Origin of the sequence: Acidimangrovimonas sediminis, from assembly GCF_002871005.1 — a bacterium.
Lineage (GTDB): Bacteria > Pseudomonadota > Alphaproteobacteria > Rhodobacterales > Rhodobacteraceae > Acidimangrovimonas > Acidimangrovimonas sediminis.
This window is the reverse complement of record NZ_PHSN01000036.1, coordinates 1-309: the sequence shown is the minus strand read 5'-3', so window position 1 is coordinate 309 and position 309 is coordinate 1. Positions and strand designations below refer to the sequence as shown.

The 309-nt window shown below is 63.8% G+C and carries 1 protein-coding gene; it reads right to left on the bottom strand.

The window, feature by feature from the left end; translation table 11 throughout:
* On the bottom strand, positions 1-309 hold a 309-nt coding region (locus tag CVV76_RS25030), incomplete at both ends, for a hypothetical protein (protein WP_158243220.1).

Below are 309 nucleotides of genomic sequence, written 5' to 3'. Positions count from 1 at the left end.
GGATCTGGATCACCGGATCGGTGACGCCGATGTAGAGGGCATTGCCGCTGTCGATCACCGGCGTCGGGTCGAAGCTCACGGCGATCATGTGGGTTGCGTTGCCATTCGCCCCCGGGGAAGTATTCGGGAAGCCCCGGTTGCGGGTGGCCGACCAGGTGCCGTCCGGCTGAAGAAACCGCTCGGCATTGTTCCCGCCATTGAGCAGCCGCACCTCAATGCCGAACGCGGGGTTGCCGACAAGCTGAACAGTCGTGGTGAACTGCGTCAGCCCGGTCAGATCCTGACCCCCGAAGTTCCAGAACAGCGGGT